This window comes from Microcoleus sp. FACHB-831, from assembly GCF_014695585.1.
Classification (GTDB): domain Bacteria; phylum Cyanobacteriota; class Cyanobacteriia; order Cyanobacteriales; family FACHB-T130; genus FACHB-831.
Map to the genome: position 1 here is coordinate 19,972 of NZ_JACJON010000058.1, position 13,068 is coordinate 33,039.

13 protein-coding genes are annotated in these 13,068 nt (G+C 44.5%); 3 read left to right on the forward strand and 10 right to left on the reverse strand.

Annotated features, from left to right (window positions below; translation table 11 throughout):
- Positions 1-89 precede the first annotated feature (89 nt).
- The 7 genes from H6F77_RS15605 to H6F77_RS15635 form a co-directional block, all read right to left on the reverse strand.
- Positions 90-284, reverse strand: coding sequence for a translation initiation factor IF-2 (locus H6F77_RS15605; protein WP_190427969.1), 195 nt, complete (start codon positions 282-284; stop codon positions 90-92).
- 105 nt (positions 285-389) lie between these two features.
- The gene (accD, locus tag H6F77_RS15610; protein ID WP_190427966.1) at positions 390-1,301 is read right to left on the reverse strand and encodes an acetyl-CoA carboxylase, carboxyltransferase subunit beta; all 912 of its coding nucleotides are present in this window, start codon (positions 1,299-1,301) and stop codon (positions 390-392) included.
- Between the two features lie 43 nt (positions 1,302-1,344).
- Positions 1,345-1,554 (reverse strand): hypothetical protein, encoded by a 210-nt coding sequence (locus tag H6F77_RS15615; RefSeq protein WP_190427963.1) that lies wholly within the window; start codon positions 1,552-1,554, stop codon positions 1,345-1,347.
- Positions 1,555-1,558: 4 nt separating this feature from the next.
- On the reverse strand, positions 1,559-1,810 hold the full coding sequence (locus H6F77_RS15620; RefSeq protein ID WP_190427961.1) for a hypothetical protein: 252 nt from the start codon (positions 1,808-1,810) through the stop codon (positions 1,559-1,561).
- A 209-nt stretch (positions 1,811-2,019) separates the two neighbouring features.
- A complete protein-coding gene (locus H6F77_RS15625) occupies positions 2,020-2,484 on the reverse strand; it encodes a hypothetical protein (protein ID WP_190427959.1) in 465 nt (154 codons plus the stop codon).
- An 88-nt stretch (positions 2,485-2,572) separates the two neighbouring features.
- Complete coding sequence (locus H6F77_RS15630; RefSeq protein WP_190427957.1) at positions 2,573-4,783, reverse strand: phosphoketolase family protein; 2,211 nt, start codon at positions 4,781-4,783, stop codon at positions 2,573-2,575.
- A gap of 277 nt (positions 4,784-5,060) precedes the next feature.
- The gene (locus H6F77_RS15635; protein WP_190427956.1) at positions 5,061-5,501 is read right to left on the reverse strand and encodes an ATP-binding protein; all 441 of its coding nucleotides are present in this window, start codon (positions 5,499-5,501) and stop codon (positions 5,061-5,063) included.
- Positions 5,502-6,239: 738 nt separating this feature from the next.
- Here H6F77_RS15635 and H6F77_RS15640 point away from each other — a divergent pair.
- A complete protein-coding gene (locus tag H6F77_RS15640) occupies positions 6,240-7,379 on the forward strand; it encodes a PP2C family protein-serine/threonine phosphatase (RefSeq protein WP_190427954.1) in 1,140 nt (379 codons plus the stop codon).
- Between the two features lie 78 nt (positions 7,380-7,457).
- Here H6F77_RS15640 and H6F77_RS15645 read toward each other — a convergent pair whose 3' ends face one another.
- Positions 7,458-7,778 carry an STAS domain-containing protein gene (locus tag H6F77_RS15645; RefSeq protein WP_190427953.1) on the reverse strand — a complete coding sequence of 107 codons (321 nt, stop codon included), beginning with the start codon at positions 7,776-7,778 and terminating at the stop codon, positions 7,458-7,460.
- A 365-nt stretch (positions 7,779-8,143) separates the two neighbouring features.
- Here H6F77_RS15645 and crtO point away from each other — a divergent pair, with 365 nt between their 5' ends.
- Positions 8,144-9,847: a beta-carotene ketolase CrtO gene (gene crtO / locus H6F77_RS15650; protein WP_190427951.1), complete on the forward strand. Its 1,704-nt coding sequence runs from the start codon at positions 8,144-8,146 to the stop codon at positions 9,845-9,847.
- Between the two features lie 98 nt (positions 9,848-9,945).
- Positions 9,946-10,128, forward strand: coding sequence for a hypothetical protein (locus H6F77_RS15655; protein WP_190489596.1), 183 nt, complete (start codon positions 9,946-9,948; stop codon positions 10,126-10,128).
- 64 nt (positions 10,129-10,192) lie between these two features.
- Here the strand turns inward: H6F77_RS15655 and H6F77_RS15660 are convergent, their stop codons facing one another.
- Complete coding sequence (locus H6F77_RS15660; protein WP_190489597.1) at positions 10,193-12,709, reverse strand: EAL domain-containing protein; 2,517 nt, start codon at positions 12,707-12,709, stop codon at positions 10,193-10,195.
- A gap of 184 nt (positions 12,710-12,893) precedes the next feature.
- A complete protein-coding gene (locus tag H6F77_RS15665; protein WP_190489598.1) occupies positions 12,894-13,058 on the reverse strand; it encodes a hypothetical protein in 165 nt (54 codons plus the stop codon).
- Between the last annotated feature and the right edge of the window lie 10 nt (positions 13,059-13,068).

Consider the following 13,068-nt stretch of genomic DNA (forward strand, 5'->3'; position numbering starts at 1 on the left):
GACCCATCAAAAAGGGCGATTAGAAGCTTTGTCCGTTGTCAAAAAGAAAATCGACAGTAGAGGCTTAGGGTGGTTGGTCGGGATTAATTTTACCCTTCGTCAGCACCCGATCCCCGTTTTTGAGACAGAATCTTAGAAATAATAGCCTTGGCATCCTCCAGAGCTAGACGAGTCTGGGGGGTTTTATAGGCGATTCCCAACTGTTGGCACAGATTACAGACCTCCTCTACTGGGAAGCTGTAGTCTGCGGCGATTTCTGCAATTGACAGGTCTGCAAACCCCATGATGGTGCTTAGATGAGCCGATCTAATATCAATATCATCCCATCTGGCGCGATCGCTTTCCTCTCAAAAGGAAAAACTGGTTCTGTTGAGAATCGCTTCGCTTACCTAGAAACCAACTCTCAGTGCTTCTGGTACTGGCATCATCGACGGTACAGGGGAGATGGGTTGGTGCAGGCTAATTAGCTGCGCCAGAGTTTTCTTTAACCCAGTGCGAGGCACAATTGCGTCTACAAAGCCGTGCTGTAGTAAATATTCCGATGTCTGAAAATCATCTGGTAGCTTTTCGCGCAGGGTTTGCTCAATCACTCGCCGCCCTGCAAAGCCGATGGTTGCTTTTGGCTCTGCCAGTATGATGTCTCCCAACATCGCAAAAGAAGCTGTAACGCCGCCTGTGGTGGGGTGGGTGAGAACGGGGATATAGAGCAGTCTGGCTTCTCGATGACGCTCCAGTGCGCCGGAGATTTTCGCCATCTGCATCAGACTTAACATTCCTTCTTGCATCCTGGCACCGCCGGAAGCACAGACTATCACTACTGGCTTACTTTCCCAAGTCGCTCGTTCAATTAGGCGGGTGAGTTTTTCCCCTACTACAGAACCCATGCTACCGCCCATAAAGCGAAAGTCCATGACACCAAGGGCGATGGGCAAGCCTTCTAGTTGCCCCATCCCTGTTTGCACGGCATCCAGCAGACCGATTTTTTCTTGCATTTCGCGGATGCGATCGCTATATTGTTTGCGATCGCGGAACTTCAGCGGATCGCTGGGAGACAGATGATCGTCAATTGCCATCCAGGTATTAGCATCAATTAGCTGGCGGATGCGCTCATCGCTGAATACACGGCTGTGATGGTTGCACTCTAGGCAAACCATTTGGTTAGCGCGCAAGTCTTTGGTATAAGCCAGTACACCACAAGCCTCGCACTTCGTCCACAGCCCATCCGCAATTTCTCGCTCTTGTGGTTGTTGACTAATTGGCTCTGATTTTCGTCGATTTGCAAACCAATCAAATAAAGACATGAAGACCGTTAAATCCTTATTAAAAAATTAATTCTCTTGCGCCTTAAGGCTGTTCCTCAACTGGACTTAATATTAGCAGGGCTTCCCACTGATCTTGCGATCGCACTTGTAAGGCAGTAGGACACCCAGCACCAAAATAAGGTGCCACACCGAGGTCGATAATCCGACTAGGGATTTGATGACCGAGCAGCATTTGCTGCATTAATTCGGCTTCCCAGCGGGCGCAGTTGGTTCTCAGAGTAATCCAAGACACTGTTTCATCCCATTTTGCTATCTTTTGGTGTATGGAATGCTTTAATGATATCCAAAGATTTTACCACCACTGTTCTGTAGTTGCTGGGGATCGCCAAGGCAGGTAAGCTGGCAATTCCCTGACCCCTCTGCAAGGGTTCCATCAATGCGGAAGGCGAATCCCCTACAGAAACTCTTTTCTCGCTTCCAGTCTTGAGGGGATTAAAACACAGCGCACCAGCAAATCTAAATTCAATTGTAATAGAATGCGATCGCATTCTCCCCAACCCTTCTCTTTACGCATTTAAGGGGGTATAGAAGGGATGCGATCGCTCCAATGACTTTAACGACTATTTAGTAACTTTCGCATTTCCTCTTGTACGTTTACTGCAATCTGTAATTCTTCATCAAGTAACCGCCCTTCCTGACTTGATTGGGCGCTAATTTTCAATTCTGTCAGCGATAGGAGGTTATTGGTAAACAGGTCTTAATTACTAGCAATAAAATCCTTATTTAGCCGCAAAACTTTTTCTGTTTTCAGCGCTCGGACTACATCTGCTCTCGTGAGTCCCAAGGCATTTATTAGTTTTCTCCGGTTATCTATTTTGAATTTTATATTCCCTGCTTCTTCTAGGTCATCACTAACATTTATAGATTTAATAGCTGCATTATATTTATTAACTTCATTGAGCAAATTTATCAGCTTTTTTCTATCTTTGTTATCAATAGACTTAATTGCCCATGTAATACTACCTATAGCAGTTGTAATTGTTACAACTGCTATTATTTTGGGAAACTCAATAAAGTAGCCGAGAATAACAAAAAGAATATATACAGCAACGCTTGTAAGTAAGTTACCAAGTAAGCAACATACATCAAGATCGAAGTCTACGCCAGTTAGCCTTTTGAGTTCTCCCTGGCTAATTTCCAAAGCTTCTAAATCAGGCCGCATAGCTGCAAAATATTTTAGTTTTAAGTTGACCCCTACCTAGCTGATAGAAAACTAGGCAGGGATATCACCTCACATTCAGCTACAGAGTTTAATGCAGCAATTCCTGAGCGCGTTTTGTCAACGCTTGGGCGGTTAAACCATTAAATGCCATCAACTCACCAGCACTGGCTGTAGTTTCTCCACGCTTCCAGGCGAAAGTGTCGCGCTTGCAGCTACTCCGCAGCATGATCGGTTCCAGCATCCCGGAAGCGCCACCTGTGACACCAACCAGTGCATCGCCATCAAATAGCTTGGCAAATGCAGCATCATCTAAGAAACCGTCATCAGCTTGAGAACAGGTATCCCATAACACATCAGAGGGACGGTACAAACGGCGAGGATTGATAACGGAGACAATTCGCACGCCAATTTGTTCGGTTTCTAGGAAGGCGGCGGCTTCAAAAACAGGCATTAGCGTCATGTCGCCAATTACGGCAAAGACTACCATCTTGTCACCGGGGATTTCATGCAGCACAATGGCACCATCGCGCAAAGCTTGACGGGTTTGTTCAAAGGTTGTGCGAATTGGTAGTGGCGACTTACTAGCAGTAATGACAACTCCCTTATTCTTAGTTGTTAGCGCCCAGTCATAGCAAACTTGGATGCTGTTAGCGTCGGGGGGAAACAGGGGGAAAACGTTGCCATTCCGCATCATGGCGGCGAAATAAGCTTCAATTTCTGGACGTTGGTGCGTCCATCCGTTGCGCCCTTGCTCTAATGCTCCGGCGGTGTATAAGGTAATAGTAGAGGGAGTCGGACGGCGCAATTCTGCGATCGCTTGCGTCACGGTTTGCCAAATTGGTACACCGTTGATGGCGAAGGATTCGTAGGAACACCACAGGGTACGTCCTCCCATCAAAGCTATACCAGCAGCTAAGCCTGCACAAGCATCTTCACTTAGCGGTTCGTAAACTTGTCCGCCTGGTGCTTGGTTATACAAGTCGTCAACTGTGGGGTGGATAATTTTCAGCGCTTGGTTAATGTTGGCGATACCAGAAGCTTCGTTACCGTCGGCGTTGGTGACAAGATAGTTTTTGTCTATTTCTCCAACTTTTCCCACTAAACGTCCCATTGCGGTTGTGGAAACTTTAGCATCTCCACCCACGGGATATTCTTCTAAGGGAAGTTCGCCTAAGTCTGGTAACGGTAATTCAAATTCTGTCACGGCTGTTTTCGCCGCCGGGCCACCGCCGGCGTTGACGCAATTTGTCCTTACTAATTCCCATGCAGCAGGTGACAAAGCGCGCGTTTTCAAGGCACTGATAATATGGGGAGCATCCAGGGTATCTTTGGGATAGAGGTTGTGAGATTTTGCCCCTAGTGCGTGGACACCTGCACCTTTTAGCTGTTTGATGATAAATACTGTAAGTTTGCCGCCAAGGGCAGATTTTGCAGCTTTATCCACGCCGACGAGAACAGCTTTGGTAAATTCTAAGCGCTTCTCGAAGGAGAAGGCGGTACTATCGACGTAATCTCCAGGCTGATTTTGATCGTCATAGTCTTTGGCGTTGACTAAGATAACTTCTTCAAACCCGTTACCGCGCCAGTAGTTAATCATCTGTTCGTTGGATTTGGTGGACACCATGCTATGGTGTTCCTGGCTGTAGCCGTTCCAAACCAACACGGGTAAAAAGTTGGTGACATCCGGATAAGCGGTGTGGAAGTGTCCCATCCCACTCATAATGTATGGTTCGCCTAAACCGCCGTCACCGAGAGTAAAGGGGAAAAGTTTGTCGCGGTGGAGTAAAGCTGCTGCCATTGCGAAGTGTTGCCCTTGTCCGAGGGGACCTGCGGGGGCTAAAATGCCGGGAATGTAGCCGGAAAGATGTCCCAGGAGTCCGTGTTTTTCTCGGAAGCGATCGCGCAATTGTTGTACTGTTTCTATCCCCATGTCTTCTAGCGACCGATCGAGAAACATGGCACTATAAAATCCAGGGGCGTGATGTCCAACTTCGGTGATGATATTCTTGTGACCCAGCATCACCAAAGAGGCATAAGCTTCCGCTTGAGAAGCGAAACCTCCAGGGTGTCCTGATGCTTTAGAGGCTGTAACTTGCAGGATAAGGTACCGCAAAGCGTCGGCATAAAGTAAAGTTTGGAAGACAGCAGCCGGATCTGTGGTGGATGCGATCGCATCTTTCCCCTCTTCTATTGCTGGCGATTTCCCAAATTTCTCAAATTCTGGCATTTCTTCACCAAAATATTGAATTCCATCGCAAAAAGCAGGCTTATTAACAATTGCCTCTTGAATTGCTGTCATAATTACAGATACCTTTGGTAAATTAACTGCGCTTGAAGTTCTAAACGCAATGTACTACGCAACACGCGATCGCGCCGCGCACATCGAATCTCTGGGCTTGTTTTGATTTAACTTAAACCAAAAACAACTTTCTTTCGTAAGCTATACGAAGTCTCTGCTTCATTAGTCACTTAACCTTTGATCCTACAGCCTTATAGGCCTATAAAATCCTCGGCAAATTTTAATTTTAACTATTAAACCCTTGTTAGAAATACAACTTATACTTATTGGTTAATTTTCACTTAGGCTCAAAACAACTGGAAAAATGTTTAACGATAAACAGACAGTTCCGATTATCTATAGTGCGGCTGTAACTCAAAGAATCCGCTATTTTATGCAAAATTGCGATTCCCCGCCCACCGCCAGATTCTTTATTCGCTACTTCGGGTAGAGTCTTGAGTCGTTTTTCTAAATCAAATGGCGGCCCTTCATCCCAAATCCGGATCTCTAAACGTTCTGCAAACAGAGTAACTTCGATATCAATAGGCACGTCTGAAGGTTTACCTTTGTGGGCGTGGCGAACAGCGTTAGTAAACCCTTCTGCTAGTGCTAATTGGCACTGCAACCAAACTTTTTTGGGAATAAATGGTTGATTTATACTCTCAAACCCTGACAAAACACTGTCTAAAGCCTTGAGGTCTGTGGTAACTTGTAAACAGATTTTCTTGATTTCGTTCAACTGTTCAAAGTCCTTTAAATTAACAACATTTTAACTGATTATTTCAAACTAATAGCTTTTTAAACTTTTTTTAAACTCGATTAATCGCTAGATATTATACAACCACTAATATAATTAAATACATAATTTATCTTTTCTTTTAAAGCAATGTTTTAGAAGCAGCAACACACCATTTTTTCTAATAAAGTTAAATTTCGATATAACAGTTGCTGTAGCCATAAAATTTATTGCTGGTGGGCTGCATTTCCCTTTCTCTCTATACTAAGGAATACATGACAAGTTGATGTAAAGGGTGGTGAGAGCGTAAGTGTTGTGGTGGAGCAAGCGATCGCGCATTGCCTCAGACAAGCTAAATAGGTTATAACGGCGTACAGCACAGCCTTTGGGTACACAAACCTTTACTTAGATATTGCCGTATCTGCTTGGTTCTTACAAAAGGTTATTAAACTGGAAACAGAAGGCATTGCTTTGTTGGTATAACTTGTTAGATTTAGTGATGATGTGTCTCTTTCTTACCTGCATGGACATTTTTGAGTTTAATAGTGATGTTAATTATCATAATGCGAGTCAGTCACTTGTGGAAAGCAAAGGAAGACTTTGGTAGCCAATGACTATACTTGTTTATGATTGTCCATGTTTTTGGTTAAGTTTATTAAAACTCAACTGAGTTTCAGGTGTCATCTTTGAAGTTTAATCTGCCTGATGTCCATCTTAATCGACCTTTAGTCTCTCTGTCTCATGGTTCAAGTTTTGATTATTGATGATGACCCTGCGATTCAGCTATTGCTGAAAAGAACACTCAAAAGCGAAGGGTACGATTTGACGGTAGCAAGCGATGGCGAAGCCGGGTTAATTCAAGCCCAAGAGTTAAGCCCCGCTTTGGTAATTTGCGACTGGATCATGCCGCGCATGAACGGACTGGAGGTGTGCCGTCGAATCAAGGCAACGCCAGAACTTTCTACCACCTTCTTTATTTTGCTGACATCGATGGGTTCCGTCGATGATCGCGTTAAAGGGTTGGATGCTGGCGCTGATGATTTCTTGTGCAAACCCATTGAAATGAATGAATTGAAGGCGCGAGTGAGGTCGGGCTTGAGGCTGCACCAACTCAGCCGGGATTTGAAGCAGCAAAAACAGTTGCTGGAAGACGAATTAGCCGAAGCTGCCGAGTATGTGTGTTCCATTTTGCCCTCGCCCCTGTGTGATCCACCTGTAACCATCGACTCGCGGTTTATTCCCTCGCGACAGCTGGGAGGCGATGGATTTGATTACTATTGGCTAGATAAGGATCATTTAGTCATTTATTTGCTGGATGTAGCTGGACATGGATTGCGGGCTGCCTTACCCTCTCTTTCGGTGATGAATCTGCTGAAGAACCAAGTGATGGCTAAGATTAATTACTATCAGCCCAGCGATGTTCTCAAGGGGTTAAATGAAACTTTCCAGATGACTCAGCGCAATGATAAATACTTTACCATTTGGTACGGTGTTTATAACAGAATAAAGCGCACCCTGGTTTACGCTAGTGCTGGACATCCACCAGCAGTTTTAATCTCCGCCAAAGCTCCATTCTTTACCCAAGTAAAACGTCTGAAAACCCCAGGCTTACCAGTTGGGATGTTTCCGGATGTAGAATTTACCGATGATTTCTGCGAAGTGGAAAAATCCAGCACCCTGTACATTTTTAGTGATGGAATTTATGAAATCAACCAGCCAGACGGCAACATTTGGGGGCTTGATGCGTTTGTCCAACTGCTTACAAGCTGCCGCGACAAGAGCGAGAGTAATTTAGACCGGGTATTGCGTTCCGTTCAAGTTGTAAACCCTAAAGACTATTTCGATGATGATTTGTCTTTGTTGCAAATCAATTTTCCTTAGTCCTTAGTCGTTGGCTAATGGCTAATCGCTAATGGCTCTTTGATTATTAGCAATTAGCAATTAGCAATTAGCAAATTACTATGAAGTAACTTGGTTATAAAATTCGTCTCGATTAGGAAAGATTTCAAACACACGATCCATACTGGTGAGTTCAAACAACATTTTTACTTGCTCATTGATAGAGCAAATAAAGAGTTTTCCACCAGAGGCTCGAACAGTTTTGAGCGCTAGAACCAGCGCCCCTAACCCAGAACTATCCATAAAGGTAACATCCTTAAAATCAATTAGCACAATATCGGCTCCATTTTCCACAATATCGCTAATTTCTTGACGAAACTGACCCGCTTTCATACCGTCTAAAATTCCAGAGGGTTGAACAATTTTAACAACAGGACTCATATTCTGTAGCGCGGACCCTTTGAACGACGAGCTAGACCTAGACAGTATAACTGTGAAGGTAGATTTCAGCTAGGCTTTAGCGGGTAAGATTTAAGAAAATCTCTCCAATTAAGGGAGCAAGGCTAGATTTAGTTGCGATCGCTGCTGTCTGAGGACAAGTAAACCGCCAATTCCAGCTACCCCGCTTCTACGGAAGTGAAAGATTTCTGCCTGTATAGGACAGCTTCCCCCACGCCCTGCTAACTCCCTCCTCTACAAGCTTTGTTGTCTGTAAAACCCGCAATCTCTTTCGAGTGATAGACCCTTTAAACTTCTTAACTTTTTTAGAATCGGGGAATATATACGGGGTTTCGCGAGAATTGTCCATGCAAGAGTACGATGTCGTTATTATTGGTGCTGGTCACAATGGGTTAGTGTGTGCTGCATATCTTCTAAAAGCAGGGTACAGCGTCCTGCTGTTGGAGAAGCGTTCAATTCCCGGTGGCGGCGCGACAACTGAAGAGATTTTACCTGAAGAGGCACCAGGTTTTAAGTTCAATCTCTGCTCAATTGACCACGAGTTCATTCACTTGGGACCAGTAGTTGAAGAGTTAGAACTTACTAAATATGGCTTGGAATATCTTTATTGCGATCCAGTAGTTTTTTGTCCCCACCCAGACGGCAAATACTTTTTAGGCCACAAGTCAGTAGAAAAAACTTGTGCGGAAATTGCCCGGTATAATGAGCGCGATGCCAAAAAATACGCCGAATACACGGATTACTGGCAACGGCTAATTGGTGCAATGATTCCGATGTTCAATGCACCGCCAAAATCTATCATTGACATCGCTGGCAACTACGACCTAAAAAAAATTAAAGATTTATTCTCAGTGCTAGGTGGCCCGAATAAGACCCTGGATCTAATTCGGAATATGATCACTAGCCCAGAAGATATTCTCAATGAGTGGTTTGATTCAGAATTTCTCAAAGCCCCCCTTGCTAGACTCGCCGCAGAACTTGGCGCACCGCCTTCCCAAAAAACAATTTCTGTGGGAGCGATTATGATGGCAATGCGCCACGATCCCGGTATGGCACGACCCAAGGGTGGTAGCGGCGCACTTGTGGATGCTTTGCTAAAGTTAGTGCATAGTAAGGGCGGGGTGGTGCTGACTGACCAGACCGTTGAGCGCGTTTTAGTGGATGATGGTCGTGCGGTGGGCGTTAGGGTGGCAGGTGGCACCGAATACCGAGCAAAACGTGGGGTAATCTCCAATATTGACGCTAGACGCTTGTTCCTGCGCTTAATGGACGAGGCAGATGTTGATGATGCTGACCCAAATTTGCGCGATCGCTTGGAGCGTAAAATCGTCAACAACAACGAAACTATTCTCAAAATTGACTGCGCTTTATCTGAACCTCTGCGCTTTGAACACCACAACCACCAAGATGAATACCTCATCGGTTCTGTTCTCATCGCTGACTCAGTGCGCCAAGTAGAAATCGCCCACAGCCAAGCATCTATCGGCAATATTCCCGATTCTGACCCCTCAATGTATGTCGTTGTACCAACCGTGCGCGATCCGTCGATGGCACCAGAAGGCAAGCATACCTTATGGATTGAGTTTTTCGCCCCCTATCAGATTGCTGGTGCCGAGGGAACAGGTCACAATGGCACTGGCTGGACTGACGATCTGAAAAACAAGGTCGCCGACCGGGTGCTGGACAAGCTGGCAGAGTATTCCCCAAATCTCAAGCACTCAATCATCGCCCGTGCTGTGGAAAGTCCGGCAGAACTGGGAGATAGACTGGGGGCTTATAAAGGGAACTACTACCACATCGACATGACCCTCGACCAGATGATCTTCTTCCGTCCCTTACCGGAATTAGCTAACTACAAAACTCCCATAGAAGGGCTATTCTTGAGCGGTGCTGGAACCCATCCAGGTGGTTCCGTTTCCGGGATGCCTGGACGCAACTGCGCTCGTGTTTTCCTGCACACGCAGCAGCCATTTACCCAAACTCTGAAGGATGCGGGGAATTCTATCAGATCAACTGTCGAGTCTGTCTTTAAAATCTCCTCTGACACCTAGCCGTAAATTCGTCTCATATCATGTCTGGTTAATTACCCATAATTAAAAGGAACCCCAACCCATAGAGAGCAAGCGGGGGAGGAGAGCCACCGCTTGCTATGGTGGGGTTCTATATTTATGGGCAATCAACCAGATTTGATATCGCTAATACCCAGATTACTGACCAAGGAAAGCTGGCTCATGTATTGGGCGAGTTTATATTAAATAATCTTGTTTTAAGTTATACAGACCGCTACCTTTTAGAGACTGAAGATAGTCCGGCTGAGTTTAACCTTGATTGACCTATCTATAAATAAATCGAGAATGCGATCGCTCCGACGCTTCCATCTCTATCAGGGATAGAAATTATGCACAACAGTTCAGGTATTGGCAAGCTGCATTTTCAGATTTTTTTTTATTATCCCCATGCCCTGGAAGTTTGGATTTCATCCTATAGTTATTCAGGAAGTTTGTGGCATCGTCCACCTCTAGGGGCATACTGAACCAGTAACCTTGCATTTCCTCGCACTGGAGACTTTGCAATAATTCCATTTGCTGATGAGTTTCCACACCTTCAGCCACTACCCGGAGATTCAAACCACGCCCCAATGCAATCACCGCTGAAATAATCGCTGTATCCTGCGGTTCATCACGCAAATCGCGCACAAAAGATTGATCGATTTTGAGCGTATGGAACGGAAATTTCTTTAAATAACCTAGAGAAGAATAGCCTGTCCCAAAATCATCCATACTGATGTGAACTCCCATCGCGTACAGATCGCGCACCCATTCCCGCCCTTTGTCCACATTCTGCATGATAGTGCTTTCTGTAATTTCCAACTCCAGAAAGTGAGGCGAAAGTCCTGTTTCTGCTAACACCTGCCTCACCATTGCTACTAGATTTGGTTGTTGGAACTGTCTAGCTGAGAGGTTAACTGCCACCCTTAGCGGTGAGAAACCTGCTTTTTGCCAAGCTTTATTTTGAGCGCAAGCAGTCCGCAATACCCATTCACCAATGGGTATGATTAATCCGTTTTCTTCAGCCAGGGGAATAAATTTTTTCGGAGAGACGAGTCCTAGAGTCGGGTGATTCCAACGCAAAAGAGCTTCCATTGCGATAATCTCTCCCGTCTTGATATTTACTTGAGGTTGGTAGTAAATAACAAACTCTCCCTGTCTGAGAGCATGGTGCAGCCGATTTTCCAGCGTTAATAATTCACAAGCTTGAGAATTCATTGCTGGGACATAAAATCGGTAGTTATTTCTGCCCTGTTCCTTGGCGCGGTATAAGGAAATATCGGCGTTTCTTAAAAGAGTTTCGGGATCTTCTCCATCCTGGGGATAAAGAGCGATGCCGATGCTGCTGCTCATATGAAGTTGGTGTCCCTCCAGGCTAAAAGCAGGTTTCAAAGCATCTAAAATGCGTTGGGCAATCTTGGCGGCATCTTTTGGATCGTTGATGTGGGGCAGTAGCAGGGTGAATTCATCGCCTCCCCAACGGGCAACAGTGTCATTATCCCGCAGACAGTTTGCCATTCGTTCTGCAAAGAGTTGTAATAAGCGATCGCCCACAGCGTGTCCCAGTGTATCGTTAATGGTCTTAAAGCGATCCATATCGATAAACATGACAGCCAAACTGTATTGGCGATAACGTGCATCTGCTAGTGCCTGAAGAAGTTTTTTATTAAATAGCGTTCGGTTTGGCAAACCTGTGAGGAGGTCATGAAAAGCTTGATATTGGATCATTGCCTCAGCAGCTTTGCGTTCAGTAATGTCTTCTTGGACGCAAACCCAATATTTCTTATCCCCGATTTCTAAGGTGCTGATCCGGGCATAGGTGGTGAACAGAGAGCCGTCCTTCCTGCGGTTAAAAAACTCTCCAAATCCAGAACTTTGAGCCTGTAATTGTTCGACGAAATCGCCATATATTTGAGTATTGTCTTCCGGTGGATGGGCGCTTAAAATCGATACAGGTTTGCCAATCAACTCACCTCGCTCATATCCGAACATTGCTTCAAATGCTGGATTAGTAAAGAAGATAATGCCATTTTCGTCAGAGACGTTGACACCTTCTGCCATGCTCTCAAGCACTAAAGCCTGCGTTTTTAATACTTCCTCTGCCCCCTTGCGCTCAGTGATATCAAAAACGTAACTTCTAATTAGCTCGTTTTCAGCAATGTAGTGTACATATTGTTCAAATACTTCACTACCAATTTGCAGTTCCCGAACAAAAACTTTCCCTTTACTTTTTTGAAGCTTTGCTATTAAATCTCCGATCAGCGGATGCTGTTTTGTAGCCTCTTGAATATCGGGAAATTTTATTAGTGCCGCTGGATTTATATATGTAATTGTCCCTGATAAATTAATTTCTACAATAGGATTGGGTAGTAGTTCCGGAAAAGAAGCTAATCTAACTAGAGCCGATTCACTTAATTTGGCAACCTTGAGATTTGATGCTGATATCGGTTGAAAGAGAGTGCTTGAGCAGGCTGGAAAAGTAGAAAAATCTACTTGTTTGCCATAATTTAGTAATTCTGCCTTTGATAATTTAGGTACTATCCGATAGCTTGCCTTAATAATCCCTCCAAATATGATCATATCCTCATGCTTTAATTCGTGAGCAAAGCAACGTCGCCCATTGACAACTAGCCCATTTGTGCTAAGATTACCTTGTAAATCTCCGTCTATTATCCAATATAAATAATCGCCATTTACTGGATTTTTAACTCGGAACAAAGTAGCATGATGACGAGAAATTAGTCGAGAGTTCAAAACTACCGAGTTGCTGCGATCGCGACCTAGTGAATAGGTACTAGCTTCAAAGGAAACTGTACGTCTACCTTTTGGATCTTCAATTACCAAAACATGACAAAATTGTTCCAATTTCCTTATCCTGTTTATTCTACCTAGGCTAATTATTTTTACTAATTAAAAGAATACAGTATTCTTATAACTGTTACCTCCCAAATTATACGGAATTATACTGGGAAGTTTTTAAAGTGAATGTGAATTTCATGTATAAATTATTTAAACTCGGTTAGGGAAATAATTATCAAGCTGTACTAATTTAGGTGGTAACTGTCGCTGGTAAGAGCAGCAGTTTCGTAACCGTTGTGGCGACGACAGCAGCATTGGAACTGCTACAAGCCAATGTCAAAGCCTGGGAAATAGCCAGATACAGCCAAGTGCAACCATTGTGCAGTAGATAGCATCCGTTAATGGTTTGACGCATATCAATAGTA

What these genes read in the sequence shown, in the direction of transcription:
- H6F77_RS15605 (WP_190427969.1), bottom strand. Translation starts at nt 284, where the DNA reads ATGGGGTTTGCAGACCTGTCAATTGCAGAAATCGCCGCAGACTACAGC.
- accD (WP_190427966.1), bottom strand. Translation starts at nt 1,301, where the DNA reads ATGTCTTTATTTGATTGGTTTGCAAATCGACGAAAATCAGAGCCAATT.
- H6F77_RS15620 (WP_190427961.1), bottom strand. Translation starts at nt 1,810, where the DNA reads ATGCGATCGCATTCTATTACAATTGAATTTAGATTTGCTGGTGCGCTG.
- H6F77_RS15625 (WP_190427959.1), bottom strand. Translation starts at nt 2,484, where the DNA reads ATGCGGCCTGATTTAGAAGCTTTGGAAATTAGCCAGGGAGAACTCAAA.
- H6F77_RS15630 (WP_190427957.1), bottom strand. Translation starts at nt 4,783, where the DNA reads ATGACAGCAATTCAAGAGGCAATTGTTAATAAGCCTGCTTTTTGCGAT.
- H6F77_RS15640 (WP_190427954.1), top strand. Translation starts at nt 6,240, where the DNA reads ATGGTTCAAGTTTTGATTATTGATGATGACCCTGCGATTCAGCTATTG.
- H6F77_RS15645 (WP_190427953.1), bottom strand. Translation starts at nt 7,778, where the DNA reads ATGAGTCCTGTTGTTAAAATTGTTCAACCCTCTGGAATTTTAGACGGT.
- crtO (WP_190427951.1), top strand. Translation starts at nt 8,144, where the DNA reads ATGCAAGAGTACGATGTCGTTATTATTGGTGCTGGTCACAATGGGTTA.
- H6F77_RS15655 (WP_190489596.1), top strand. Translation starts at nt 9,946, where the DNA reads ATGGTGGGGTTCTATATTTATGGGCAATCAACCAGATTTGATATCGCT.
- H6F77_RS15665 (WP_190489598.1), bottom strand. Translation starts at nt 13,058, where the DNA reads ATGCGTCAAACCATTAACGGATGCTATCTACTGCACAATGGTTGCACT.